Origin of the sequence: Bacillus sp. NEAU-242-2 (assembly GCF_027853835.1) — a bacterium.
Classification (GTDB): Bacteria; Bacillota; Bacilli; order Bacillales; family Bacillaceae; genus Bacillus; species Bacillus velezensis.
The window spans coordinates 1-21,608 of sequence record NZ_JAPNNY010000009.1 but is presented as its reverse complement, the minus strand read 5'-3'; the positions used below and the strand labels follow the sequence as shown (position 1 = coordinate 21,608).

Annotated in this window: 36 protein-coding genes, 1 rRNA gene and 1 pseudogene; 35 read left to right on the top strand and 3 right to left on the bottom strand. The window is 44.4% G+C overall.

Translation table 11 applies throughout. The features are described from left to right. From rplP to OWN49_RS18245, 30 genes and pseudogenes are all read left to right on the top strand, one after another. Window positions 1–435: a 50S ribosomal protein L16 gene (rplP, locus tag OWN49_RS18390; protein ID WP_003156478.1), complete on the top strand. Its 435-nt coding sequence runs from the start codon at window positions 1–3 to the stop codon at window positions 433–435. Next, window positions 425–625 carry a 50S ribosomal protein L29 gene (gene rpmC / locus OWN49_RS18385; RefSeq protein WP_003156482.1) on the top strand — a complete coding sequence of 67 codons (201 nt, stop codon included), beginning with the start codon at window positions 425–427 and terminating at the stop codon, window positions 623–625. The genes rplP and rpmC overlap by 11 nt, the downstream gene beginning before the upstream one ends. A gap of 22 nt (window positions 626–647) precedes the next feature. Next, on the top strand, window positions 648–911 hold the full coding sequence (gene rpsQ / locus OWN49_RS18380; RefSeq protein WP_003156484.1) for a 30S ribosomal protein S17: 264 nt from the start codon (window positions 648–650) through the stop codon (window positions 909–911). Between the two features lie 40 nt (window positions 912–951). Further along, window positions 952–1,320, top strand: coding sequence for a 50S ribosomal protein L14 (rplN, locus tag OWN49_RS18375; RefSeq protein ID WP_007410404.1), 369 nt, complete (start codon window positions 952–954; stop codon window positions 1,318–1,320). Window positions 1,321–1,356: 36 nt separating this feature from the next. Further along, window positions 1,357–1,668 carry a 50S ribosomal protein L24 gene (gene rplX, locus OWN49_RS18370; RefSeq protein WP_003156486.1) on the top strand — a complete coding sequence of 104 codons (312 nt, stop codon included), beginning with the start codon at window positions 1,357–1,359 and terminating at the stop codon, window positions 1,666–1,668. Between the two features lie 26 nt (window positions 1,669–1,694). Continuing rightward, complete coding sequence (gene rplE / locus OWN49_RS18365; protein ID WP_003156487.1) at window positions 1,695–2,234, top strand: 50S ribosomal protein L5; 540 nt, start codon at window positions 1,695–1,697, stop codon at window positions 2,232–2,234. A 22-nt stretch (window positions 2,235–2,256) separates the two neighbouring features. Continuing rightward, window positions 2,257–2,442, top strand: coding sequence for a 30S ribosomal protein S14 (rpsN, locus tag OWN49_RS18360; protein WP_003156488.1), 186 nt, complete (start codon window positions 2,257–2,259; stop codon window positions 2,440–2,442). Between the two features lie 31 nt (window positions 2,443–2,473). Then, window positions 2,474–2,872 carry a 30S ribosomal protein S8 gene (gene rpsH / locus OWN49_RS18355; protein WP_003156489.1) on the top strand — a complete coding sequence of 133 codons (399 nt, stop codon included), beginning with the start codon at window positions 2,474–2,476 and terminating at the stop codon, window positions 2,870–2,872. Between the two features lie 30 nt (window positions 2,873–2,902). Next, the gene (gene rplF, locus OWN49_RS18350) at window positions 2,903–3,442 is read left to right on the top strand and encodes a 50S ribosomal protein L6 (protein ID WP_003156490.1); all 540 of its coding nucleotides are present in this window, start codon (window positions 2,903–2,905) and stop codon (window positions 3,440–3,442) included. A gap of 34 nt (window positions 3,443–3,476) precedes the next feature. Further along, complete coding sequence (gene rplR / locus OWN49_RS18345) at window positions 3,477–3,839, top strand: 50S ribosomal protein L18 (protein WP_003156492.1); 363 nt, start codon at window positions 3,477–3,479, stop codon at window positions 3,837–3,839. Between the two features lie 24 nt (window positions 3,840–3,863). Continuing rightward, on the top strand, window positions 3,864–4,364 hold the full coding sequence (rpsE, locus tag OWN49_RS18340; protein WP_003328273.1) for a 30S ribosomal protein S5: 501 nt from the start codon (window positions 3,864–3,866) through the stop codon (window positions 4,362–4,364). Between the two features lie 13 nt (window positions 4,365–4,377). Then, the gene (gene rpmD, locus OWN49_RS18335; protein ID WP_003156497.1) at window positions 4,378–4,557 is read left to right on the top strand and encodes a 50S ribosomal protein L30; all 180 of its coding nucleotides are present in this window, start codon (window positions 4,378–4,380) and stop codon (window positions 4,555–4,557) included. 30 nt (window positions 4,558–4,587) lie between these two features. After that, window positions 4,588–5,028 (top strand): 50S ribosomal protein L15, encoded by a 441-nt coding sequence (rplO, locus tag OWN49_RS18330; RefSeq protein WP_003156499.1) that lies wholly within the window; start codon window positions 4,588–4,590, stop codon window positions 5,026–5,028. A 1-nt stretch (window position 5,029) separates the two neighbouring features. After that, window positions 5,030–6,325: a preprotein translocase subunit SecY gene (gene secY, locus OWN49_RS18325; protein ID WP_003156501.1), complete on the top strand. Its 1,296-nt coding sequence runs from the start codon at window positions 5,030–5,032 to the stop codon at window positions 6,323–6,325. 51 nt (window positions 6,326–6,376) lie between these two features. Then, a complete protein-coding gene (locus tag OWN49_RS18320) occupies window positions 6,377–7,030 on the top strand; it encodes an adenylate kinase (RefSeq protein WP_003156503.1) in 654 nt (217 codons plus the stop codon). Next, the gene (gene map / locus OWN49_RS18315; RefSeq protein ID WP_003156505.1) at window positions 7,027–7,773 is read left to right on the top strand and encodes a type I methionyl aminopeptidase; all 747 of its coding nucleotides are present in this window, start codon (window positions 7,027–7,029) and stop codon (window positions 7,771–7,773) included. Before OWN49_RS18320 ends, map begins: the two co-directional genes overlap by 4 nt. A 64-nt stretch (window positions 7,774–7,837) precedes the next feature. Continuing rightward, window positions 7,838–8,120: pseudogene (locus OWN49_RS18310) on the top strand (KOW domain-containing RNA-binding protein). Next, window positions 8,098–8,316: a translation initiation factor IF-1 gene (gene infA / locus OWN49_RS18305; RefSeq protein WP_003156508.1), complete on the top strand. Its 219-nt coding sequence runs from the start codon at window positions 8,098–8,100 to the stop codon at window positions 8,314–8,316. The pseudogene OWN49_RS18310 and the gene infA overlap by 23 nt, the downstream one beginning before the upstream one ends. Before the next feature lie 33 nt (window positions 8,317–8,349). Then, the gene (rpmJ, locus tag OWN49_RS18300) at window positions 8,350–8,463 is read left to right on the top strand and encodes a 50S ribosomal protein L36 (RefSeq protein WP_003156543.1); all 114 of its coding nucleotides are present in this window, start codon (window positions 8,350–8,352) and stop codon (window positions 8,461–8,463) included. 22 nt (window positions 8,464–8,485) lie between these two features. Further along, on the top strand, window positions 8,486–8,851 hold the full coding sequence (gene rpsM / locus OWN49_RS18295; RefSeq protein WP_003156545.1) for a 30S ribosomal protein S13: 366 nt from the start codon (window positions 8,486–8,488) through the stop codon (window positions 8,849–8,851). A 20-nt stretch (window positions 8,852–8,871) separates the two neighbouring features. Beyond that, window positions 8,872–9,267 carry a 30S ribosomal protein S11 gene (gene rpsK / locus OWN49_RS18290; RefSeq protein ID WP_003156547.1) on the top strand — a complete coding sequence of 132 codons (396 nt, stop codon included), beginning with the start codon at window positions 8,872–8,874 and terminating at the stop codon, window positions 9,265–9,267. A gap of 176 nt (window positions 9,268–9,443) precedes the next feature. Continuing rightward, complete coding sequence (locus tag OWN49_RS18285; RefSeq protein WP_003156549.1) at window positions 9,444–10,388, top strand: DNA-directed RNA polymerase subunit alpha; 945 nt, start codon at window positions 9,444–9,446, stop codon at window positions 10,386–10,388. Between the two features lie 77 nt (window positions 10,389–10,465). Next, window positions 10,466–10,828, top strand: a complete 363-nt coding sequence (gene rplQ / locus OWN49_RS18280) for a 50S ribosomal protein L17 (RefSeq protein ID WP_003156550.1) — start codon at window positions 10,466–10,468, stop codon at window positions 10,826–10,828. A gap of 131 nt (window positions 10,829–10,959) precedes the next feature. Beyond that, entirely contained in the window at window positions 10,960–11,805 is an 846-nt protein-coding gene (locus tag OWN49_RS18275) for an energy-coupling factor ABC transporter ATP-binding protein (protein WP_007615256.1), read from the top strand. Next, window positions 11,781–12,650: an energy-coupling factor ABC transporter ATP-binding protein gene (locus tag OWN49_RS18270; RefSeq protein ID WP_014416754.1), complete on the top strand. Its 870-nt coding sequence runs from the start codon at window positions 11,781–11,783 to the stop codon at window positions 12,648–12,650. The genes OWN49_RS18275 and OWN49_RS18270 overlap by 25 nt, the downstream gene beginning before the upstream one ends. Next, entirely contained in the window at window positions 12,647–13,444 is a 798-nt protein-coding gene (locus OWN49_RS18265; protein WP_014304219.1) for an energy-coupling factor transporter transmembrane component T family protein, read from the top strand. The genes OWN49_RS18270 and OWN49_RS18265 overlap by 4 nt, the downstream gene beginning before the upstream one ends. Window positions 13,445–13,456: 12 nt before the next feature. Then, on the top strand, window positions 13,457–14,200 hold the full coding sequence (truA, locus tag OWN49_RS18260) for a tRNA pseudouridine(38-40) synthase TruA (protein ID WP_071392197.1): 744 nt from the start codon (window positions 13,457–13,459) through the stop codon (window positions 14,198–14,200). 159 nt (window positions 14,201–14,359) lie between these two features. Beyond that, the gene (gene rplM, locus OWN49_RS18255; protein WP_003156556.1) at window positions 14,360–14,797 is read left to right on the top strand and encodes a 50S ribosomal protein L13; all 438 of its coding nucleotides are present in this window, start codon (window positions 14,360–14,362) and stop codon (window positions 14,795–14,797) included. Window positions 14,798–14,817: 20 nt separating this feature from the next. Beyond that, window positions 14,818–15,210, top strand: coding sequence for a 30S ribosomal protein S9 (rpsI, locus tag OWN49_RS18250; RefSeq protein ID WP_003225846.1), 393 nt, complete (start codon window positions 14,818–14,820; stop codon window positions 15,208–15,210). Window positions 15,211–15,347: 137 nt separating this feature from the next. Further along, window positions 15,348–16,115, top strand: coding sequence for a class I SAM-dependent methyltransferase (locus OWN49_RS18245; RefSeq protein ID WP_146276005.1), 768 nt, complete (start codon window positions 15,348–15,350; stop codon window positions 16,113–16,115). A 13-nt stretch (window positions 16,116–16,128) separates the two neighbouring features. On the opposite strand, the gene OWN49_RS18240 is transcribed toward OWN49_RS18245, so the two are convergent. Continuing rightward, entirely contained in the window at window positions 16,129–16,602 is a 474-nt protein-coding gene (locus OWN49_RS18240; RefSeq protein ID WP_014304222.1) for a DinB family protein, read from the bottom strand. Between the two features lie 130 nt (window positions 16,603–16,732). Between OWN49_RS18240 and OWN49_RS18235 the strand changes: the two genes are divergently transcribed. The 3 genes from OWN49_RS18235 (at window position 16,733) to OWN49_RS18225 (ending at window position 19,082) form a co-directional block, all read left to right on the top strand. Beyond that, window positions 16,733–17,176, top strand: a complete 444-nt coding sequence (locus tag OWN49_RS18235; RefSeq protein ID WP_061861089.1) for a DUF2521 family protein — start codon at window positions 16,733–16,735, stop codon at window positions 17,174–17,176. Window positions 17,177–17,236: 60 nt separating this feature from the next. Further along, on the top strand, window positions 17,237–17,950 hold the full coding sequence (cwlD, locus tag OWN49_RS18230) for an N-acetylmuramoyl-L-alanine amidase CwlD (protein ID WP_070081277.1): 714 nt from the start codon (window positions 17,237–17,239) through the stop codon (window positions 17,948–17,950). A gap of 79 nt (window positions 17,951–18,029) precedes the next feature. Then, window positions 18,030–19,082, top strand: a complete 1,053-nt coding sequence (locus tag OWN49_RS18225; RefSeq protein WP_003156567.1) for an Mrp/NBP35 family ATP-binding protein — start codon at window positions 18,030–18,032, stop codon at window positions 19,080–19,082. A 32-nt stretch (window positions 19,083–19,114) separates the two neighbouring features. Here the strand turns inward: OWN49_RS18225 and gerD are convergent, their stop codons facing one another. Next, window positions 19,115–19,672: a spore germination lipoprotein GerD gene (gene gerD / locus OWN49_RS18220; protein ID WP_007615280.1), complete on the bottom strand. Its 558-nt coding sequence runs from the start codon at window positions 19,670–19,672 to the stop codon at window positions 19,115–19,117. Between the two features lie 107 nt (window positions 19,673–19,779). Here gerD and kbaA point away from each other — a divergent pair, with 107 nt between their 5' ends. After that, window positions 19,780–20,376 carry a KinB-signaling pathway activation protein gene (gene kbaA, locus OWN49_RS18215; RefSeq protein ID WP_003156571.1) on the top strand — a complete coding sequence of 199 codons (597 nt, stop codon included), beginning with the start codon at window positions 19,780–19,782 and terminating at the stop codon, window positions 20,374–20,376. On the opposite strand, the gene pdaB is transcribed toward kbaA, so the two are convergent. Beyond that, complete coding sequence (pdaB, locus tag OWN49_RS18210; RefSeq protein WP_167859833.1) at window positions 20,377–21,141, bottom strand: polysaccharide deacetylase family sporulation protein PdaB; 765 nt, start codon at window positions 21,139–21,141, stop codon at window positions 20,377–20,379. 341 nt (window positions 21,142–21,482) lie between these two features. Between pdaB and OWN49_RS18205 the strand changes: the two genes are divergently transcribed. Next, window positions 21,483–21,608 (top strand): 16S ribosomal RNA (locus OWN49_RS18205); the annotation flags it as partial.

The window sequence follows — 21,608 nt, the reverse complement described above, 5'->3', positions numbered from 1 at the left end:
ATGTTATTACCAAAACGCGTTAAATATCGCAGAGAGCATCGCGGAAAAATGCGCGGTCGCGCTAAAGGCGGTACTGAAGTACATTTTGGTGAGTACGGTATCCAGGCTCTTGAAGCTTCTTGGATCACGAACCGCCAAATCGAAGCTGCACGTATTGCGATGACTCGTTACATGAAACGTGGCGGTAAAGTTTGGATTAAAATTTTCCCTTCAAAACCTTACACTGCTAAACCGCTTGAGGTACGGATGGGTTCCGGTAAAGGGGCTCCTGAAGGCTGGGTAGCTGTTGTAAAACCGGGCAAAGTTTTATTTGAAATTTCTGGTGTGTCTGAAGAGGTAGCTCGTGAAGCTCTTCGTCTTGCATCTCACAAATTGCCAATTAAAACGAAGTTCGTAAAACGTGAAGAAATTGGTGGTGAATCAAATGAAAGCTAATGAAATTCGTGACCTTACCACTGCTGAAATTGAACAAAAAGTAAAGTCTCTTAAAGAAGAACTTTTCAATCTTCGCTTTCAATTAGCGACAGGACAACTTGAAAATACTGCTCGCATTCGTGAAGTGCGCAAAGCTATCGCGCGCATGAAAACTGTGATTCGTGAAAGAGAAATTGCTGCCAATAAATAATCACTGAGGGGAGGTCGTGAGCATGAGCGAACGTAACCAACGCAAAGTTTACCAAGGCCGTGTTGTTTCTGACAAAATGGATAAAACCATCACTGTTGTTGTTGAAACATACAAAAAGGATCCTATTTACGGTAAACGCGTAAAATACTCAAAGAAATTCAAAGCACATGATGAAAATAACCAAGCTAAAATCGGAGACATCGTAAAGATCATGGAAACTCGTCCATTATCTGCAACTAAGCGTTTTCGTCTAGTAGAAGTTGTCGAAGAAGCTGTTATTATCTAATAAAGATCGGAATTCTTTTTCCGAAGGGAGGTAACAAATAATGATTCAACAAGAGACTCGTTTAAAAGTTGCTGACAACTCCGGTGCGCGTGAGGTACTTACTATTAAAGTTCTAGGCGGTTCTGGACGTAAAACGGCTAACATTGGTGATGTAATTGTTTGCACGGTTAAACAAGCAACACCTGGAGGCGTTGTCAAAAAAGGTGAAGTCGTAAGAGCTGTTATCGTTCGCACAAAAAGCGGAGCACGCAGAACTGACGGATCATACATCAGCTTCGATGAGAATGCATGTGTTATCATCCGTGACGACAAGAGCCCGCGTGGAACTCGTATCTTCGGACCGGTTGCCCGTGAATTACGTGAAAACAACTTCATGAAAATTGTTTCTCTGGCTCCAGAAGTTATCTAATGAAATAAATGCCTTACTCAAGGAGGTGCGATCAGGATGCATGTGAAAAAAGGCGATAAAGTAATGGTTATCTCTGGTAAAGATAAAGGCAAACAAGGTACGATCCTTGCTGCTTTCCCTAAAAAGGACCGCGTTCTAGTTGAGGGCGTAAACATGGTGAAGAAGCACTCTAAACCAACTCAAGCAAACCCTCAAGGCGGTATTTCTAATCAAGAGGCGCCAATTCATGTATCAAACGTTATGCCGCTCGATCCTAAAACAGGTGAAGTGACTCGCGTAGGATACAAAGTGGAAGATGGCAAAAAAGTTCGTGTTGCAAAAAAATCTGGGCAAGTCTTAGATAAATAGTATTTAAAGGAAGGGAGGTCTATCTCATGAACCGCCTTAAAGAAAAGTACAATAAAGAAATTTCACCTGCTTTAATGACGAAGTTCAACTACGACTCTGTTATGCAGGTGCCAAAAATCGAAAAAATCGTAATCAACATGGGTGTCGGTGATGCTGTTCAAAACGCAAAAGCAATCGACAGTGCTGTTGAAGAATTAACGTTTATCGCAGGTCAAAAACCTGTCGTTACTCGTGCGAAGAAATCAATTGCTGGATTCCGTCTTCGTGAGGGAATGCCTATCGGTGCGAAAGTAACTCTTCGCGGAGAGCGCATGTATGATTTCCTTGATAAACTTATTTCTGTATCTTTACCGCGTGTACGTGACTTCCGCGGGATTTCTAAGAAATCTTTCGACGGTCGCGGAAACTACACTCTTGGTATCAAAGAACAGTTAATCTTCCCTGAAATTGACTACGATAAAGTAACAAAGGTTCGCGGAATGGACATCGTTATCGTAACGACTGCTAACTCTGACGAAGAGGCTCGTGAGCTATTAACTCAAGTAGGTATGCCGTTCCAGAAATAATCAATGAAAGGGAGGCGAAATCGTGGCTAAAAAGTCAATGATTGCGAAACAACAACGTACACCAAAGTTTAAAGTGCAAGAGTACACTCGCTGTGAACGCTGCGGACGTCCGCACTCAGTCATTCGTAAATTTAAACTTTGCCGTATTTGTTTCCGTGAGCTTGCATATAAAGGACAAATTCCTGGCGTGAAAAAAGCCAGCTGGTAATCCCCAAGAATGGGAAGGAGGTAATTATATAATGGTTATGACAGATCCAATTGCAGATATGCTGACTCGTATTCGCAATGCAAACATGGTACGTCATGAGAAGCTTGAAATTCCTGCTTCTAAATTGAAAAGAGAAATTGCTGACATTTTAAAGCGTGAAGGTTTCATTCGTGACGTTGAGTTCGTAGAAGACAGCAAACAAGGTATCATCCGCGTTTTCTTGAAATACGGACAAAACAACGAGCGCGTTATCACTGGTCTTAAAAGAATCAGCAAACCAGGTTTGCGTGTATACGCTAAATCAAATGAAGTACCTCGCGTACTTAACGGTCTTGGAATCGCGATTATTTCTACATCACAAGGTGTTTTAACGGACAAAGAAGCCCGTGCAAAACAAGCTGGTGGAGAAGTTCTAGCATACGTTTGGTAAGAAGTTTAACAAGAATGGAGGTGTTTTAGTATGTCTCGTGTAGGTAAAAAACTGCTTGAGATCCCTTCTGGAGTTACAGTAACGCTGAACGAAGGCAACACTGTAGCTGTAAAAGGACCAAAAGGAGAATTAACTCGTACTTTCCATCCTGATATGGAAATCAAAATTGAGGACAACGTGCTTACAGTTACTCGTCCTTCTGATCACAAAGAGCACCGTGCGCTGCATGGTACGACTCGCAGTCTGCTTGGAAACATGGTTGAAGGCGTATCTAAAGGATTTGAAAGAGGTTTGGAATTAGTCGGTGTCGGTTATCGTGCGGCTAAATCCGGAAACAAACTTGTTTTAAACGTTGGATACTCTCACCCTGTTGAGATCGTTCCTGAAGAGGGCATCGAAATCGAAGTTCCTTCTCAAACTAAAGTAGTTGTAAAAGGTACAGACAAAGAGCGTGTAGGAGCTATCGCTGCTAACATCCGCGCTGTACGTTCTCCAGAGCCTTACAAAGGTAAAGGAATCCGCTACGAAGGTGAAGTTGTTCGCCGTAAAGAAGGTAAATCTGCTAAGTAAGACCGCTTAAAGTGAAGAAAGGAGTGACCTAAGGATGATTACGAAAACTAGCAAAAATGCTGCTCGTCAAAAAAGACATGCCCGTGTTCGTGCTAAACTTTCAGGCACAGCTGAAAGACCTCGTCTGAATGTGTTCCGTTCAAACAAACACATTTATGCTCAAATCATCGATGATGTAAATGGCGTTACACTTGCTAGTGCCTCTACTCTCGATAAAGATTTGAACGTGGAAAGCACTGGTGACAGCGCTGCTGCTGCTAAAGTCGGTGAACTCGTTGCGAAACGCGCTTCTGAGAAAGGTGTTTCTGACGTAGTATTTGACCGCGGCGGATACTTATACCATGGACGTGTAAAAGCTCTGGCCGATGCAGCTCGTGAAGCCGGACTGAAATTTTAATAAAAAAAGGAGGGACACATGATTATGCGTCGTATTGACCCAAGCAAATTAGAGTTAGAAGAACGCTTAGTTACGGTTAACCGCGTAGCGAAAGTTGTTAAAGGTGGTCGTCGTTTCCGTTTCGCAGCTCTAGTCGTTGTCGGTGACAAAAACGGTCACGTAGGTTTCGGTACTGGTAAAGCACAAGAAGTACCTGAAGCAATCCGCAAAGCTGTTGAAGATGCGAAAAAGAATTTGATTGAAGTACCAATGGTTGGAACTACGATTCCACACGAAATCATCGGACGTTTCGGTGCAGGCAATATCTTGTTGAAACCTGCTTCTGAAGGTACTGGAGTTATCGCTGGAGGCCCTGTACGTGCGGTACTTGAGCTTGCTGGCGTTGCTGATATCCTTTCTAAGTCTTTAGGTTCTAACACACCGATCAACATGATCCGTGCAACACTTCAAGGTTTAAGTGAGCTTAAACGTGCCGAAGACGTTGCGAAGCTTCGTGGAAAATCTGTAGAAGAACTGTTAGGATAAGGAGGGAACATTAATGGCTAAATTAGAAATTACCCTCAAACGCAGTGTAATCGGTCGCCCGGAAGATCAGCGCGTTACTGTAAGAACACTTGGTTTAAAGAAAACAAACCAAACTGTCGTTCATGAAGATAACGCTGCGATCCGCGGTATGATTAATAAAGTATCTCATCTAGTTTCTGTTAAAGAACAATAAAAATAAATTATAGGCTAAGGAGGTGTCCTAATGAAACTTCATGAATTAAAGCCTTCAGAAGGTTCACGTAAAGTACGCAATCGCGTAGGTCGTGGTATTGGTTCTGGTAACGGTAAAACAGCTGGTAAAGGTCACAAAGGTCAAAACGCTCGTTCTGGCGGCGGTGTACGCCCTGGATTCGAGGGGGGACAAATGCCTTTATTCCAACGTCTTCCTAAGCGCGGTTTTACAAACATCAACCGTAAGGAATACGCTATTGTGAACGTAGACAAATTGAACGGTTTTGCGGAAGGAACGGAAGTCACTCCTGAACTTCTTCTTGAGACTGGTGTTATTAGCAAACTTAATGCAGGAGTAAAGATTCTTGGCAACGGTAAATTAGAGAAAAAATTAACTGTAAAAGCCAATAAATTCTCTGCTTCTGCGAAAGAAGCTGTTGAAGCTGCTGGCGGTACAGCTGAGGTGATCTAACTTGTTTAAGACAATCTCCAACTTTATGCGTGTGAGTGATATTCGGAATAAAATCATTTTTACATTACTCATGCTTATCGTCTTTCGCATAGGTGCGTTTATCCCTGTGCCATATGTAAATGCTCAGGCGTTGCAGACACAAAGTTCGATGGGGGTTTTTGATCTCCTTAACACATTTGGCGGCGGTGCGCTTTATCAGTTCTCCATTTTTGCGATGGGAATTACGCCTTACATCACTGCTTCGATCATCATTCAGCTGCTTCAGATGGATGTTGTGCCGAAGTTTACCGAGTGGTCTAAGCAAGGTGAAGTCGGCCGCCGTAAATTAGCTCAGTTCACGAGATATTTTACGATTGTGCTTGGTTTTATCCAGGCATTAGGTATGTCTTACGGGTTTAACAACCTGGCAAACGGTATGCTGATTGAAAAATCCGGCATATCGACATATCTGATTATTGCTTTAGTACTCACTGGAGGAACTGCTTTTTTAATGTGGCTGGGAGAACAAATTACTTCCAATGGAGTAGGTAACGGAATTTCGATCATCATCTTCGCGGGGATTGTGGCTAGTATTCCGAAAACTGTTGGGCAGATTTATGAGACTCAATTTGTCGGCAGCAGCGATCAGCTGTTTATTCATATTGTAAAAATCGCTTTACTGGTGATTGCGATTTTGGCCGTTATTGTTGGTGTTATTTTCATTCAGCAGGCCGTACGCAAAATCGCGATTCAATATGCAAAAGGGCAAGGTCGTTCACCTGTTGGCGGAGGCCAGTCAACTCACCTTCCGCTTAAAGTGAATCCGGCAGGGGTTATTCCGGTAATCTTTGCGGTTGCGTTCCTTATTACGCCGCGTACTATCGCGTCATTTTTCGGAGAAAACGATGTGACAAAGTGGATTCAAGCCAACTTTGACAATACACATCCGGTGGGCATGACGGTTTATGTCGCATTAATTATCGCCTTTACGTACTTCTATGCTTTTGTGCAGGTAAACCCTGAACAAATGGCTGATAACCTAAAAAAACAGGGTGGCTATATCCCGGGGGTTCGTCCAGGGAAAATGACTCAAGATAGAATTACGAGCATTTTGTATCGACTTACGTTTGTGGGTTCTATATTCTTAGCCGTGATTTCCATTCTTCCTATCTTTTTCATTCAATTCGCTGGATTGCCTCAAAGTGCACAGATTGGCGGAACATCATTGTTAATTGTCGTCGGGGTAGCCTTGGAGACAATGAAGCAGCTGGAGAGCCAGTTAGTGAAACGTAATTACCGAGGATTTATGAAAAATTAGAGGACTGGTTTTAACCATTCCTCTAAATAAGAGAGGACGGGGGAAATCCGAATGAACTTAGTCTTAATGGGACTTCCTGGAGCCGGTAAAGGCACACAGGGAGAACGAATTGTTGAGGATTATGGGATACCTCATATCTCAACGGGAGATATGTTCCGTGCTGCTATGAAAGAAGAAACACCACTCGGACTCGAAGCAAAGTCTTATATTGATAAAGGCGAGCTCGTACCGGACGAAGTCACAATCGGCATTGTCAAAGAAAGACTCGGCAAAGATGATTGTGAAAGAGGTTTTCTTCTGGACGGATTTCCGCGAACAGTCGCTCAGGCTGAAGCTCTTGAAAACATTCTTGAGGAATACGGCAAGCCGATTGATTATGTCATTAACATTAAAGTAGACAAAGACTCTTTAATGGATCGTTTGACTGGACGCAGAATTTGCAGTGTTTGCGGCACAACCTATCATTTGGTTTTCAATCCGCCGAAAACGCCGGGTGTTTGTGATAAAGACGGAGGAGACCTTTATCAACGGGCAGATGATAATGAGGAAACCGTCTCAAAACGGCTTGAGGTCAACATGAAGCAGACTCAGCCTTTACTCGATTTTTATTCTGAGAAAGGGTATCTTGTCAACGTCAATGGCCAGCAGGACATTAACGACGTGTACAAAGATGTGAAAGAGCTTCTTGGAGGATTGAGCAAATGATTATCTGTAAGACCCCTCGTGAGCTTAGCATCATGCGGGAAGCAGGGCGAATCGTGGCTTTGACTCATGAAGAGATGAAAAAGCACATTAAACCAGGAATCTCGACAAAAGAATTGGATCAAATTGCCGAACGTTTTATTGAGAAGCAGGGTGCAATCCCATCTTTTAAGGGGTATAATGGGTTTCGCGGGAGCATCTGTGTATCAGTTAATGAAGAACTCGTTCACGGAATTCCCGGTAAAAGGGTTTTGCGTGACGGTGACATTATCAGCATTGATATCGGTGCTAAATTAAATGGTTATCATGGTGACTCTGCTTGGACATATCCGGTAGGAAACATCAGTGATGATGATAAACGACTGCTGGAAGTGACAGAGGAGTCTTTATATAAAGGCTTGAAGGAAGCAAAACCAGGTGAACGTTTGTCGAATATTTCCCACGCAATACAAACGTATGTCGAAAATGAGCAGTTTTCAGTTGTTAGGGAGTATGTCGGACATGGTGTTGGTCAAGACTTGCATGAGGATCCGCAAATTCCTCATTACGGTCCGCCAAACAAAGGACCTAGGCTGAAGCCTGGTATGGTTCTCGCTATAGAACCGATGGTTAACGCTGGCAGCCGGTATGTGAAAACATTGGCTGATAACTGGACGGTTGTAACGGTAGATGGGAAAAAGTGTGCTCATTTTGAACATACGATTGCGATTACGGAAACGGGTTTTGATATACTGACAAAAGTCTAGATGATGAAATGAATTCCATGACACATGTTTTTCATTCCGCACCTGGGCAGATTGTAGGTTTACAATTGGTCGGAAGAAAAACCGGCTAGCTGCTGTCATCGGAATGAAGATTCATCATCGTGTACTAAAGCAGACGGAGAAAAGCGTACATTTCATTCTCCTTAGAAAAAGAATATCAATCATTCACCCTTTATGATTGCGTATCTCCGGAAGTTCAGAACAGTATAAACGAAACAGGGCGTGTGACAAACGGATAACTGAGATTTTCTCTTTTGAAATTTGTCAGAGAGCAAGTTACTGATTTGAAGAAGGGAGAACACTTGAATGGCGAAAGACGATGTAATTGAAGTGGAAGGTACGATTGTCGAAACACTGCCAAACGCGATGTTCAAAGTTGAACTCGAAAATGGCCATACGGTTTTGGCTCACGTATCTGGTAAAATCCGCATGCACTTCATTCGCATTTTACCTGGAGACAAAGTTACGGTAGAATTATCTCCATATGACTTAACTCGTGGCAGGATTACGTACCGTTACAAATAAAGCACTCCGGAAACTGAAGGAGGTTGGAAACACATGAAAGTGAGACCATCAGTTAAACCAATCTGCGAGAAATGTAAAGTTATTCGCAGAAAAGGAAAAGTAATGGTGATCTGTGAAAATCCAAAGCATAAACAAAAACAAGGATAATTAATAAGGAGGTGCCCAGAGAATGGCTCGTATTGCTGGTGTAGATATCCCACGTGACAAACGTGTTGTTATTTCTTTAACATATGTCTTCGGAATTGGCCGCACAACGGCTCAGCAAGTCTTGAAAGAGGCTGGTGTTTCTGAAGATACTCGTGTGCGTGATCTTACTGAAGAAGAACTTGGTAAAATCCGTGATGTTATTGACAAACTGAAAGTAGAAGGTGACCTTCGCCGTGAAGTTTCTCTTAACATCAAGCGTCTGATCGAAATCGGAAGCTACCGCGGAATCCGCCATCGCAGAGGTTTGCCTGTTCGCGGACAAAACTCTAAAAACAATGCGCGTACTCGTAAAGGTCCGCGTCGTACTGTAGCTAACAAGAAAAAATAAGTAAGGGAGGTACCTAAACAATGGCTGCTGCTCGTAAACAAAACACGCGTAAACGTCGCGTGAAAAAGAATATTGAGTCAGGAATCGCTCATATTCGTTCAACTTTCAACAACACGATCGTTACGATCACTGATACTCATGGTAATGCTATTTCTTGGTCAAGTGCCGGAGCTCTAGGATTCAGAGGTTCTCGTAAATCGACTCCTTTTGCTGCGCAAATGGCTGCTGAAACAGCTGCTAAAGGTTCAATCGAACACGGACTTAAAACTCTTGAAGTAACTGTTAAAGGACCAGGTTCTGGCCGTGAAGCTGCAATCCGTGCTTTACAAGCTGCCGGACTTGAAGTTACAGCTATCAGAGACGTAACTCCTGTTCCTCATAATGGATGCCGTCCACCAAAACGTCGCCGCGTGTAATTTGTTTGTATAGATTTTGTGTCCCTGTCAATAATGGGTTATGATACAGTTATTTATGAAACGAATGCACCGACTCGTTGCCTGAGCACATACGGGACTAAACAATGGGGAATTTCGGATGGAATCTCATATGATTCTATTCGAGGTTTCGACGTTTTGAAGGAGGGTTTTAAGTAATGATCGAGATTGAAAAACCAAAAATCGAAACGGTTGAAATCAGCGACGATGCCAAATTTGGTAAGTTTGTCGTAGAGCCGCTTGAGCGTGGATATGGTACAACTCTGGGTAACTCCTTACGTCGTATCCTCTTATCCTCACTCCCTGGTGCCGCTGTAACATCGATCCAGATAGATGGTGTACTGCACGAATTCTCGACAATCGAAGGCGTTGTGGAAGATGTTACAACGATAATCTTGCACATTAAAAAGCTTGCATTGAAAATCTACTCTGATGAAGAGAAGACGCTTGAAATTGATGTACAGGGCGAAGGAACTGTCACAGCAGCTGATATTACACACGACAGCGATGTTGAAATCCTTAATCCGGATCTTCATATCGCGACTCTTGGTGAGAATGCGAGTTTCCGAGTTCGCCTTACTGCACAAAGAGGACGTGGGTATACACCTGCTGATTCGAACAAAAGAGACGATCAGCCAATCGGCGTGATTCCGATCGATTCAATCTTTACGCCAGTTTCTCGTTTATCTTATCAGGTAGAAAACACTCGTGTAGGCCAGGTTGCAAACTATGACAAACTTACACTTGATGTTTGGACTGACGGAAGCACTGGACCGAAGGAAGCAATTGCTCTCGGTTCAAAGATTTTAACTGAACACCTTAATATATTCGTCGGTTTAACTGACGAAGCTCAGCATGCTGAAATCATGGTTGAAAAAGAAGAGGACCAAAAAGAAAAAGTTCTTGAAATGACGATTGAGGAACTTGATCTTTCTGTCCGTTCTTACAACTGCTTGAAGCGTGCGGGCATTAACACGGTTCAAGAACTTGCGAACAAGACGGAAGAAGATATGATGAAAGTTCGCAACCTGGGGCGCAAATCACTTGAAGAAGTGAAAGCGAAACTTGAAGAACTTGGACTCGGCCTTCGCAAAGACGATTGATCTAGTTTCCATGTGAACTAGGATTTTCGTGTGTTTTTTAATTAGAAACAGCATTCCATTAAAGGAGGGGACATCACATGTCATACAGAAAACTAGGACGTACGAGTTCACAGCGTAAAGCTATGCTTCGTGATCTTACAACAGATTTGATCATCAACGAAAGAATTGAAACAACTGAAACACGTGCGAAAGAACTTCGCTCTGTTGTTGAAAAGATGATCACTCTTGGTAAGCGCGGTGACTTGCATGCTCGTCGTCAAGCTGCTGCATACATTCGCAACGAGGTTGCTAATGAAGAAAATAACCAAGATGCACTTCAAAAATTATTCTCTGACATTGCAACTCGTTACGAGGAGCGCCAAGGCGGATACACACGTATTATGAAGCTTGGTCCTCGCCGTGGTGACGGTGCACCAATGGCAATCATCGAATTGGTTTAATCACATATTTTTGTGTATCTAAAGAAGGGCGGGACAGTTTCTAACTGGATCTATGCCCTTTTTTTAGATATCAGAACTTTTTATCATGAGACAGAAAAGCAGAGCTATAGCTGAGAGGAGGTCAGGCGCCCGTGGATCAAAAACAGCTTATATCCGTAAAAGACATTCTATTCCGTTACCGCAAAGATGCAGAAAGACCGGCGCTGGACGGTGTGAGTCTGGAGGTATACGAAGGAGAATGGCTTGCTATCGTAGGCCACAACGGTTCAGGGAAGTCGACTTTGGCCAGAGCGCTGAACGGGCTGATTTTGCCTGAGGCCGGAGAAATTGAAGTCGGCGGCATCAAGCTGACTGAGGATACCGTGTGGGATGTGCGGAAAAAAATAGGGATGGTCTTTCAGAATCCCGATAACCAATTTGTCGGAACGACTGTTCGCGATGATGTGGCTTTTGGTTTAGAAAACAATGGTGTTCCGCGCGAAGAAATGATTGAGAGAGTAGATTGGGCTGTCACACAAGTCAATATGCAGGATTTTCTTGATCAAGAGCCGCACCATCTCTCCGGAGGTCAAAAACAAAGAGTGGCGATCGCGGGAATTATTGCCGCGCGTCCTGATATTATGATTTTGGATGAAGCGACATCCATGCTTGACCCGATTGGGAGAGAAGAAGTCCTTGATACTGTCAGACGCTTAAAAGATCAGGGCATGGCCACCGTCATTTCGATAACACATGACCTGGAAGAAGCCGCAAGGGCGGACAGGATCATTGTGATGAACGGCGGCAGGAAATATGCAGAGGGCACGCCTGAAGAGATTTTTAAATTAAATGAAGACTTGGTTCGCATCGGTCTTGATTTGCCTTTCTCATTCCAGCTCAGCCTGCTTTTGAAAGAAAGCGGACTGGCGTTAACGAAAAACCATCTGACTCAGGAAGGGCTGGTGAATGAGCTGTGGACATTAAAATCAAAGATGTAGAACACCGCTATCAAATGAAGACACCGTTTGAACGGCTTGCTCTGTATGATATCAATGCCGTGATAAAAGAGGGCAGCTACGTTGCCGTCATCGGGCATACAGGGTCGGGCAAATCGACGCTCCTGCAGCATTTAAACGGTTTGCTGAAACCGACTAAAGGACAGCTTGAGCTCGGGAGCACGATTCTGGCAGCCGGTAAAAAAAATAAAGACCTTAAGACTTTGCGAAAAAAAGTCGGAATCGTTTTCCAATTTCCCGAACATCAGCTGTTTGAAGAGACTGTGCTGAAGGACATCGCATTCGGACCGATGAATTTCGGTGTAAAAAAAGAAGACGCTGAACGGAAAGCAAAAGAAATGCTGGGGCTTGTGGGCCTTCCAGAAGACATTTTGGATCGTTCACCGTTTGAGCTCAGCGGCGGCCAGATGCGCAGAGTGGCGATTGCCGGCGTTCTCGCGATGGAGCCGGAAGTGCTGGTTTTGGATGAACCGACGGCCGGTCTTGATCCGAGAGGGCGCCAGGACATTATGGACATGTTCTATGCGCTTCATCAGCGGGGAAACCTGACTACCGTTCTCGTCACCCACAGCATGGAGGACGCCGCCCGCTATGCTGACGAAATGATCGTCATGCACAAAGGAACCATTAAAGCGACGGGAAGTCCGCGTGACTTGTTTGTAAAAGGTGAAGAGATGGCCGAAATGGGACTGGATCTTCCTGAGTCGGTGAAGTTTCAGAGACGGCTTGAGAAGGCTCTCGGAGTCAAGTATGAGAAACCCATGCTGACCCTGCAGGATGCCGCCAGTGAAATTAAGGCTTTCTTTCAGGAGGAAAAGGACCAATGATGGACAGCATGATTATCGGAAAGTATGTTCCCGGATCATCGCTTATTCACCGATTGGACCCGCGAACAAAACTTGTCAGCATCTTTCTTTTTGTATGTATCGTTTTTTTGGCAAACAACGTACAGACGTACGCTTTGCTCGGTTTGTTTACATTCGGGGTGATCGCCTTAACACGAGTGCCGTTCAGCTTTTTGCTGAAGGGGCTTAAGCCGATTATCTGGATTGTGGCGTTTACCTTTTTATTACACATTTTCATGACGCATGAAGGATCTGTCATTTTTCAGCTTGGCTGGTTTAAAGTGTATGAGGGCGGACTTATACAGGGGATTTTTATCTCCCTCCGTTTCGTTTACCTTATCTTTATGACGACGCTGCTGACGCTGACAACAACGCCGATTGAAATAACGGATGGAATGGAGCAGCTCCTGAATCCTTTTAAAAAGGTGAAGCTGCCTGTACACGAACTCGCATTGATGATGTCGATATCATTGCGATTTATCCCGACATTAATGGAAGAGACAGATAAAATCATGAAGGCGCAAATGGCGAGGGGTGCGGACTTTACAAGCGGCCCGGTGAAAGACAGAATCAAAGCGGTTGTTCCGCTGCTTGTCCCGCTGTTTGTCAGCGCCTTTAAACGCGCGGAAGAGCTTGCGGTCGCCATGGAGGCGAGAGGCTACCAGGGCGGTGAGGGGAGAACGAAATACAGAAAGCTCGTCTGGACCGGAAAGGATACCGGAGCCATTCTGCTCATCATCGTATTAGCCGTGTTATTGTTTTTCTTAAGAAGTTAGAGGTGCTGCTGAATGAGAGTGAAATGTACCATTGCTTATGACGGGCATTTATTTAACGGATATCAGGTTCAGCCTGGAAAGCGGACCGTTCAAAGTGAATTGGAAAAAGCGCTGGCTGTTATCCACAAAACGGACGGCAGGGTGCCTGTGTACTCATCCGGCCGCACGGACAGCGATGTTCATGCTGCCGGGCAGGTCATTCATTTTGATACGCCGCTGTCCATCCCGGCTGAGAAATGGCCGTTTGCGCTCAATGCCCTGCTGCCTGATGATATTGCCGTCAAAACAGCAGAGATTGCGGATGATGGGTTCCATGCACGATTTAGCGCGGTCCAAAAGGAATATCGCTACTTTGTATATACGGAGAAACACCCGGACGTATTTAAACGACATTACGCTTACCATTTTGCATATCAGCTTAATGTGCAGAAAATGAGGGAAGCTTCAAGGCACCTCATCGGGACACATGATTTCACAAGCTTTTGCGCGGCTGATACCGCGGTTCAGGATAAGGTCAGAACGATTTACGAGCTGGATTGGACTGAGACCGGAGACGGCCTGCAGATGAGGATCACCGGAAACGGTTTTCTCTATAATATGGTCAGAATCATTGCCGGAACGTTATTGGATACAGGAGCTGGAAAATTTTCTCCCGATGATGTAAAAGCAATGCTCAAAGCGAAGGATCGCGAAGCCGCGGGGCGCACCGCACCGGGGCACGGGCTGTATTTATGGAGCGTTTGCTATGACAACTAAACCAGGTGTAACATTTTCTTGACAGAGTCTGCATAAAGTTATAAGATATCATATGGTATGTATTTCAACCCCACGATAAGCCCCGGAACTTATTGTGTTGTGAAATAGAACGTAACAGAAGTTTATGAAAAAATGACAGATCATTTAGGAGGGAATTAAATGCGTACAACACCTATGGCTAACGCAAGTACTATTGAACGCAAGTGGTTAGTTGTTGATGCAGCAGGCAAGACTTTAGGACGTCTTTCTACAGAAGTTGCATCTATCCTTCGCGGGAAACACAAACCGACTTACACACCGCACGTTGATACTGGAGATCATGTGATCATCATCAACGCTGAAAAAATCGAGTTAACTGGTAAAAAGTTAACTGATAAAATCTACTACCGTCACACAATGCACCCAGGCGGTCTGAAATCAAGAACAGCTCTTGAAATGCGTACAAACTACCCTGAGAAAATGCTTGAGCTTGCTATCAAAGGCATGCTTCCAAAAGGTTCTCTAGGTCGTCAAATGTTCAAGAAATTGAACGTATACCGTGGTTCTGAGCATCCACATGAAGCACAAAAACCTGAAGTTTACGAACTTCGCGGTTAATTAAAAAGGAGGTTACCAATTTGGCACAGGTTCAATATTACGGTACTGGCCGTCGTAAAAGTTCTGTAGCGCGTGTGCGCTTAGTTCCAGGAGAAGGTCGTATCGTCGTTAATAATCGTGAAATCAGCGAGCACATTCCATCTCCGGCTCTAATCGAAGATATCAAACAACCATTAACTTTAACTGAAACAGCTGGTACTTATGATGTTTTAGTAAACGTACATGGAGGCGGCTTATCTGGTCAAGCTGGAGCAATCCGTCACGGTATCGCTCGTGCTTTGCTTGAAGCAGATCCAGAATACCGTGCAACACTTAAACGTGCTGGTCTTCTGACTCGTGACGCCCGTATGAAAGAACGTAAAAAATACGGTCTTAAAGGCGCTCGTCGTGCACCTCAGTTCTCAAAACGTTAATCGTTTTGGATTGCAAAAACCACAACTTCTTGGTTGTGGTTTTTTTGTATTTTTTTCTCATATCGAAGAGGTTATCCGATGTTTTTCTAGAATTGTTTGTTATACTCTATTCATTACCAATAAGGAGCGCAGTTATAATGAATAAGTTAGTCATACATAACAGCAAGGCATGGGATAAAAAAGTCGAAACAGGCAATGAATGGACGGTTGCGGTTGATTCTCATACGATTGGTGAAGCAAAAAAAGGCAATTGGAGCATCAGAATGACCCCCGGAAAAGATGTGCCGGCGGATTGGTTTCCGCCCATAGACGGTCTGAAGGTTCTTTGTCTTGCTTCAGGAGGAGGACAGCAAGGGCCGGTCCTTGCTGCTGCAGGAGCGGACGTCACCATCTTTGACAATTCGGAAAAACAGCTTGCGCAAGACAGAATGGTTGCCGGGCGGGACGATCTTACGCTTCGGACTGTCAAAGGCAGCATGAATGATCTGAGTTGTTTTGATGATGAGACATTTGATTTTATCGTGCACCCGGTATCGAATTGCTTTGTTGATACGGTTCTTCCGGTATGGAAAGAAGCTCATCGCGTATTGAAAAAAGGCGGGTCTTTAGTCTCCGGTTTTGTAAATCCCGTCGTGTTCTTATTTGATATGGATTTAGAGCAGGAAGGCGTACTAAAAGTAAAGTATTCCATTCCGTTTTCGGATGAAAAAGATCTGAGTAAGAAAAAGGTAAAGGAACTTATTGATAATCATGAAGCGCTTGAATTCGGCCATACGCTGGAGGATCAAATTAAAGGTCAGATTGACGCAGGCTTTATGGTTGCCGGTTTTTACGAGGACAAAGGCGGCCTCGTGCTGGATGAATACATTAATACATACTCCGTAACAAGAAGCATTAAAATATAAAAACGGCATCCCGTCAGAGGTGCTGTTTTTTTGCGGCTTTTTCCTGCGGACGGCTGATCACATTAGCCGAAACCGGTTCTATTCCAATTTCTCTGGCCCAAACCGACAGTTGTCCCATATGGTGAATCTCATGCGCAAGGATGTGGCGGAGAATATCTTCTTTAGGAAAGGTTTGGTCCATCCAGTCCGGCTTAACAAGATCCGGCCCTTTGCGGGAGACCGCATGAATAACATCCTCCCGATACTGTTCAGACAGCTTTCTGAGATCCTGAATGCTCGTATAGTCAGACTCAGCGGGTAAAACATCATCTTTACCTAAAATGGCACGAGCCCAGCTGATCTCGACATCAATGATATGAAATAAAGTCCGCAAGATGCTCTCCATTCCGCCTGTCCGGGTTTTCGTCAGTTCCTCCCGGCTCAGCTTTTCACATATCATAAACCACTCGTCACGCACCGTCCAATTGTATTGAAACAGCTTTTTCATCACGTCACCTCAGCTCTTTATTCTTCCAGTTAACATGAAACTCCTTCATTTGGGAGGATTTCCACTATCAACAAAGCATGCTTTTTCCCTTTTCCTTTCAAAATAACAGTAAAAAGGAGCGTGGCTGGCAATGGCAGAAGTATTATCTTTTTCAGACGTGAAACGGCAGAAGGATTTTGAGCTTGAGAAGAGTTTACTAAAGGAGCTGTCACTGACGCAGATCATTCAGTCCGTAAAAGCATGTCTTACCCCTTTGTTTCCCTTTCTTCAAGACGAAAACGGCATTCTGAGTGAAGGATGCATAGATTTTGCAATTGAAGCGTATTTATTAGGCGGCAGGTTCGGCGTATTTGGCTATTATGGTGAGTCTTTGCAGAGGGCAAACGCCCGTTCGGCTGAAGAAGAGGAAGAACTGACGGCCGATTTTTTTGAATATCTTTGCAATTGGACGCATGAGCAATATTCTTCCGTTGAACAAAAAGAAATCTATGAAGCGTCCTGCCGGTTTATCAACAGCTGGTGGACGGAAGGATTTCTGCAAAGGGAAAAACAATGTAAGCTCCGCATGAGGTAATCATAATTTCCTCCCTTGTCCCATACTTATTAATAACGGGGACAAGCGGGAGGGAAAGCTATGACAAAAAAGCTGAAATGGCTCGGTTTTTTACTTGGCTTTATCATATTATTGTGTTTATTCCGGTTTCAATTCCATAATGATGATTCCTGGCGGCCGTGGAGCCTGCCGCTGAGCGGGAAAATCATCTATCTCGATCCGGGACACGGCGGGCCGGACGGAGGCGCCACGGGAGGCAGTCACCTTGAAAAGGACATTACTCTCGAAGTGGCCTCCAGGGTCAGAGACTATTTGCAGGAGCAGGGAGCTTTGGTCATTATGACGCGGGAGACGGATACTGATTTAGCTCCTGAAGGGACGAGAGGCTACAGCCGACGCAAAGCGGAAGATCTGAGAAAGCGCGTGGAGATCATCAACCGTTCAGAGGCGGAGCTTTATATCAGCATTCATCTGAACGCCATACCGTCACCGAGATGGAGCGGCGCCCAAAGCTTCTACTATGGAAAATACGAAGAGAATGAAAAAGTGGCAAAATATATACAGGACGAATTGAGAATCAATTTGGAGAATACAACGAGAAAGGCAAAACGGATACACGGCATTTACTTAATGCAGAATGTAACCAAACCGGGCGCGCTGGTGGAAATAGGATTTCTGTCCAATCCCGCGGAAGCGAAAAGGCTCGGCCAGCCTAAATATCAGGACAAAATCGCTTCTTCCGTGTATAAGGGCGTATTGAGATACTTCACAGAGAAAGGAGACCCTCCCGAGTAAGGAGGGTTTTTCGCCGATTCTGCGTTTAATATATGGTATAATACCATTTGTAAACGAATACACAAAGGGTGAGGGTTCGATGATAAGAGAAGATGAAGTAAGAAATATAGTCGGAAACATGCGCGAACCTTTTCTTCATAGACCGCTGGGAGAATTGGATGCCATTAAAGAAGTAAAGGTCAAGCCGGAAAAACGGCATGTCAGTGTAAAAATTGCATTGGCAAAAACGGGGACGGCTGAACAGATGGGCATTCAGCAGGAAATCGTATCCGTTTTGAAAGAAGCGGGTGCGGAAACTGTCGGACTGCGGTTTGAAGAGCTGCCGGAAGAAACATTGGCGAAATTCAGCCGGCCTGCTGCTGAAAGCGAAACTCTGCTGAATAGGAAACATCCGCCGGTCTTTCTTGCGGTGGCAAGCGGAAAAGGCGGTGTCGGCAAATCAACGGTTTCCGTCAACCTGGCCATTTCTCTTGCGCGGCTCGGCAAAAAAGTCGGCTTGATCGACGCGGATATATACGGATTCAGCGTGCCGGACATGATGGGTATTACAGTTCGCCCGACAGTTGAAGGAGAAAAACTGCTTCCTGTCGAAAGATTTGGAGTAAAGGTTATGTCGATGGGCTTTTTCGTCGAAGAAAACGCTCCGGTTGTGTGGAGAGGGCCGATGCTGGGCAAGATGCTGAATAACTTCTTCCATGAGGTTGACTGGGGAGAGGTTGACTATATCGTTCTCGATCTGCCGCCCGGCACGGGTGATGTGGCGCTCGATGTACACACGATGCTTCCGAGCTGCAAAGAGATTATCGTATCAACGCCGCACCCTACAGCCGCATTTGTAGCGGCGAGAGCGGGTTCTATGGCGATTAAGACCGATCATGAAGTTGTAGGGGTCATTGAAAATATGGCTTATTATGAAAGTGCAAAAACCGGCGAGAGAGAATATGTGTTCGGTCAAGGCGGGGGAGACAAGCTTGCAGAGGAATTGCAGGTGCCGCTGCTTGGCAGAATTCCTTTAAAACAGCCTGATTGGGACAAGGACCAGTTTGCGCCTTCTGTCTATGACAGAAGTCATCCGATCGGGGAAATTTATATGGGAATCGCCCAGAAAGTCATTGAAAAAACAGCTGAATAAAAAAGGGGCCGGGATCAACACGGCCCGGCCTTTTATTGGCTTTCTTTTTCAGAGCTTGAAGCCGCTTTTTTCAATTCATCCTCGAATTGCTTTTTGAAAAGCGGGCTGGAAAGTGTCTCTGTAATTACATCTTCTAAGTAACTGCGGAACTTTTGGCTTTTCACCAGCTCATAGTATTTTTTATCCATGCCGGGGTCCTGCATGATCTGCATAAAACTTTTCTGATAATCAGGGTCTTTCATCAGTTTTTTTATGATTTTTTCGTGCTCGGGCTGAAGCGTTTTTGCAAAGCTCTCGGCGAACTTTGAGTCTTCAAAGATGGTTTTCCAGAACTCCGCCCCTTTTTTAGAGGTGAGGGTTTTCTCTATTGTGCCTTTAATGGCATTTTGATCAATCACCAATGCCTCATTCATCGCATCATCATTTAATATTTCCTTAATTGCTTTTTTTCCATCATCTGTCTTTAATATATCAACAACCATTTTTTTAGTCTGGTCATAATCCATATCCGCTGCTTGGTCTTTTGGAGCACAAGCTGTTACAGATAATACAACAAAACAGCTTATCAATAGCGTTTTGGCTTTTGACATGCATAAGCTCCTTCCTTACTTGTACTTATTTTTAATATGATTCATCGGAATGGATTTATACATAACAAAATATCGCTGAACGCGATTGTCAGGGGGATGAATAAGAGATGAAAAGCCGCGGGCTTGTTCGATTTTTCTTTTCGATTTTAGCTGTGGGCGCTCTTATTACAAGCGTCGTGGGATTTGCACTGAAGTGGGGGGAGTACAAGGGGTTCTTTCTGAATTTTGAGGCCGGTCAGATTTTCTCTGTTCTGATCTGGTTTATCGGGGTAGGCATGATTTTCAGTGTGATCAGCCAGATGGGATTCTTCGTCTTTCTGACGGTGCACCGGTTTGCCCTTGAAATTCTCAGATCAAACTCGCTTTGGAATCTGCTTCAGCTGTTTATCATTCTGTTTGTCGCTTTTGATTTAATGTACGTCAGATTTTTGTTTTTCGGTGAGCGGGATGACTCGATTGCGGGGTTTGTCTGGCTGCCGCTGGCTCTGCTTGCCGTCGGCCTGTTGACGGCGTATATAAAACAAAAGCAGTCCTCAAAAAATACGTTCGTTTCATCATTATTTTTAATGGTCGTTATTACGGCGCTTGAATGGGTTCCTGCGCTAAGAGTGAATAATGAGGACTGGCTTTATTTGATGCTGATTCCGCTGATGGGCTGCAATGCGTTTCAGCTGTTAATGCTGCCGAAGTTTGCCCAGAGGTAGTTATTTCACTTCTGATGACTTGACGTCAGTATTTGCGATCAGGTCGCCGACTGTCACGTTTTTCAGTCCTTTTTGCTTTAAATTGTGAATGATGGCGGGGAGCGCTTCTTCGGTCTGTGTTGCTGAATCAGAGGCGTGCAGCAGGACAATGTCGCCGCCTTTTATATGACTGTTTACATTTTCAATGATTTTATCAGGACCGGGATTTGTCCAATCCTGCGAGTTAACGCTGTAATGAACCACTGAATAGCGGTACTGCTGTGCAATGGCAAGAACCTTTTTATTAAATTGTCCGGTCGGCGGGCGGAGTAAATGAACATTCTTCACACCCAGCTTTTTAAATGCGGTCTGGGCCCGGAGGATGTCTTTTTTTATTTCATTGTCCTCTAGGTTGGTATAATTCTTATACGCATATCCCATGCTGCCGATTTGATGTCCGTCTTTTACCATACGTTCAACTGTGTCCGGGTGCCGTTCCGCCCAAGAAGCTGACAGAAAAAAAGTGGCGTTTTTAATACCGTTTGCTTTTAGCGCGTTCAGAATCGGAACCGCTTTTTCGTCGCCCCAGCTGATATCGAATGTTAATGCGACTTCGCCCGCTTTCGTTTCCCCTTTTGAAATAGCCTTCGGGCTGCTATCAGTTAAAAATACAGGAAGGGGGACGGCTCTCTGTATATAAAAAAAGCTGGCTGCTGCAAATGCGGCAATGATAATAATAAGCAGCTGTTTTATCCTTCTGATGTGCCACACGTAGAAGTGGTTCACTGATGACGCCTCCTTATCTTGTCCATGCTTGATTACATCGTATGCCGCGGCGGAGATGAATATAACGAAATACGTTTCAAAAAAAAACGAAAAAAACACTTGCTAAATTCAGCGAATGCATGGTATATTATTAAACGTCGCTGATGGACAGCAGACAACAACAAAAAGCTTCGGAAACAACTTAAAAAAAGTTGTTGACATAAAAGAAGCTGAGTGGTAAGATAATAAAGCTGCTTCAACAAGCGGTAATGATCTTTGAAAACTAAACAAGACAAAACGTACCTGTTAATTCAAAGTTTTAAATAAATCGCACAGCGATGTGCGTAGTCAGTCAAACTACTTTATCGGAGAGTTTGATCCTGGCTCAGGACGAACGCTGGCGGCGTGCCTAATACATGCAAGTCGAGCGGACAGATGGGAGCTTGCTCCCTGATGTTAGCGGCGGACGGGTGAGTAACACGTGGGTA

Excerpts from the sequence above, each read along its gene's own strand:
- rplP (WP_003156478.1), top strand. The coding sequence starts at position 1 with ATGTTATTACCAAAACGCGTTAAATATCGCAGAGAGCATCGCGGAAAA.
- rpmC (WP_003156482.1), top strand. The coding sequence starts at position 425 with ATGAAAGCTAATGAAATTCGTGACCTTACCACTGCTGAAATTGAACAA.
- rpsQ (WP_003156484.1), top strand. The coding sequence starts at position 648 with ATGAGCGAACGTAACCAACGCAAAGTTTACCAAGGCCGTGTTGTTTCT.
- rplN (WP_007410404.1), top strand. The coding sequence starts at position 952 with ATGATTCAACAAGAGACTCGTTTAAAAGTTGCTGACAACTCCGGTGCG.
- rplX (WP_003156486.1), top strand. The coding sequence starts at position 1,357 with ATGCATGTGAAAAAAGGCGATAAAGTAATGGTTATCTCTGGTAAAGAT.
- rplE (WP_003156487.1), top strand. The coding sequence starts at position 1,695 with ATGAACCGCCTTAAAGAAAAGTACAATAAAGAAATTTCACCTGCTTTA.
- rpsH (WP_003156489.1), top strand. The coding sequence starts at position 2,474 with ATGGTTATGACAGATCCAATTGCAGATATGCTGACTCGTATTCGCAAT.
- rplF (WP_003156490.1), top strand. The coding sequence starts at position 2,903 with ATGTCTCGTGTAGGTAAAAAACTGCTTGAGATCCCTTCTGGAGTTACA.
- rplR (WP_003156492.1), top strand. The coding sequence starts at position 3,477 with ATGATTACGAAAACTAGCAAAAATGCTGCTCGTCAAAAAAGACATGCC.
- rpsE (WP_003328273.1), top strand. The coding sequence starts at position 3,864 with ATGCGTCGTATTGACCCAAGCAAATTAGAGTTAGAAGAACGCTTAGTT.
- rpmD (WP_003156497.1), top strand. The coding sequence starts at position 4,378 with ATGGCTAAATTAGAAATTACCCTCAAACGCAGTGTAATCGGTCGCCCG.
- rplO (WP_003156499.1), top strand. The coding sequence starts at position 4,588 with ATGAAACTTCATGAATTAAAGCCTTCAGAAGGTTCACGTAAAGTACGC.
- OWN49_RS18320 (WP_003156503.1), top strand. The coding sequence starts at position 6,377 with ATGAACTTAGTCTTAATGGGACTTCCTGGAGCCGGTAAAGGCACACAG.
- map (WP_003156505.1), top strand. The coding sequence starts at position 7,027 with ATGATTATCTGTAAGACCCCTCGTGAGCTTAGCATCATGCGGGAAGCA.
- infA (WP_003156508.1), top strand. The coding sequence starts at position 8,098 with ATGGCGAAAGACGATGTAATTGAAGTGGAAGGTACGATTGTCGAAACA.
- rpmJ (WP_003156543.1), top strand. The coding sequence starts at position 8,350 with ATGAAAGTGAGACCATCAGTTAAACCAATCTGCGAGAAATGTAAAGTT.
- rpsM (WP_003156545.1), top strand. The coding sequence starts at position 8,486 with ATGGCTCGTATTGCTGGTGTAGATATCCCACGTGACAAACGTGTTGTT.
- rpsK (WP_003156547.1), top strand. The coding sequence starts at position 8,872 with ATGGCTGCTGCTCGTAAACAAAACACGCGTAAACGTCGCGTGAAAAAG.
- OWN49_RS18285 (WP_003156549.1), top strand. The coding sequence starts at position 9,444 with ATGATCGAGATTGAAAAACCAAAAATCGAAACGGTTGAAATCAGCGAC.
- rplQ (WP_003156550.1), top strand. The coding sequence starts at position 10,466 with ATGTCATACAGAAAACTAGGACGTACGAGTTCACAGCGTAAAGCTATG.
- OWN49_RS18265 (WP_014304219.1), top strand. The coding sequence starts at position 12,647 with ATGATGGACAGCATGATTATCGGAAAGTATGTTCCCGGATCATCGCTT.
- truA (WP_071392197.1), top strand. The coding sequence starts at position 13,457 with ATGAGAGTGAAATGTACCATTGCTTATGACGGGCATTTATTTAACGGA.
- rplM (WP_003156556.1), top strand. The coding sequence starts at position 14,360 with ATGCGTACAACACCTATGGCTAACGCAAGTACTATTGAACGCAAGTGG.
- OWN49_RS18245 (WP_146276005.1), top strand. The coding sequence starts at position 15,348 with ATGAATAAGTTAGTCATACATAACAGCAAGGCATGGGATAAAAAAGTC.
- OWN49_RS18240 (WP_014304222.1), bottom strand. The coding sequence starts at position 16,602 with ATGAAAAAGCTGTTTCAATACAATTGGACGGTGCGTGACGAGTGGTTT.
- OWN49_RS18235 (WP_061861089.1), top strand. The coding sequence starts at position 16,733 with ATGGCAGAAGTATTATCTTTTTCAGACGTGAAACGGCAGAAGGATTTT.
- cwlD (WP_070081277.1), top strand. The coding sequence starts at position 17,237 with ATGACAAAAAAGCTGAAATGGCTCGGTTTTTTACTTGGCTTTATCATA.
- OWN49_RS18225 (WP_003156567.1), top strand. The coding sequence starts at position 18,030 with ATGATAAGAGAAGATGAAGTAAGAAATATAGTCGGAAACATGCGCGAA.
- gerD (WP_007615280.1), bottom strand. The coding sequence starts at position 19,672 with ATGTCAAAAGCCAAAACGCTATTGATAAGCTGTTTTGTTGTATTATCT.
- kbaA (WP_003156571.1), top strand. The coding sequence starts at position 19,780 with ATGAAAAGCCGCGGGCTTGTTCGATTTTTCTTTTCGATTTTAGCTGTG.